The sequence below is a fragment of the Pseudovibrio sp. POLY-S9 genome (assembly GCF_001431305.1).
Classification (GTDB): domain Bacteria; phylum Pseudomonadota; class Alphaproteobacteria; order Rhizobiales; family Stappiaceae; genus Pseudovibrio.
This window is the reverse complement of the sequence record NZ_LCWX01000237.1, coordinates 163,404-163,980: the sequence shown is the minus strand read 5'-3', so window position 1 is coordinate 163,980 and position 577 is coordinate 163,404. Positions and strand designations below refer to the sequence as shown.

Annotated in this window: 1 protein-coding gene; it reads right to left on the bottom strand. The window is 53.2% G+C overall.

Going from position 1 to position 577, the window contains the following annotated elements; translation table 11 throughout:
- A partial coding sequence (locus PPL9_RS31625) for a TRAP transporter large permease subunit (RefSeq protein ID WP_152986827.1) occupies positions 1-577 on the bottom strand: 577 nt, incomplete at both ends.

Sequence of the window (577 nt, the reverse complement as noted above, 5' to 3'; positions counted from 1 at the left end):
CGCAGCTTCAACACCGCCCGCAAAGTGACCTGGATATCCAAGCTTCTTCATATTGGGAATGGTCAGCGAACCGGTGGAAACCGTGTTGGCGATGGAAGAGCCGGAGATAGTGCCGAAGAAAGCGGAGGAGACAACGGAAACCTTCGCAGGTCCGCCTGTATAGCGTCCGGCTAGGATCATCGCATTATCAACGAAGAACTGCCCAAGTCCCATGCGCTGCGCCACAACACCAAACAGCACGAAGTGAAACACAACAGTTGAAACGACCCAGAGCGTAACGCCAAAAATGCCTTCAAACGGGAAGTACATGTTGTTGACGAACTGCCGCCAGTCCACGCCCGGATGCTTCAGGATTTGGATCGGAATATATGGCCCCAAAAGCGCATAGCCGATGAAGACCAGAATGATCAGCGGCAGCACGATACCAATGGTCCGGCGCGCGATCTCCAGCACTGTTAAAATGATGATAGTGCCGAAGAAGATATCCGGTCCGGCTGGGTTGCCTTGTCGCAAAGCCTGCTCAGAAACCTGAATGCCAAAAAGGTCAAATCCACGCCAGCTGAACCACAGATACAGC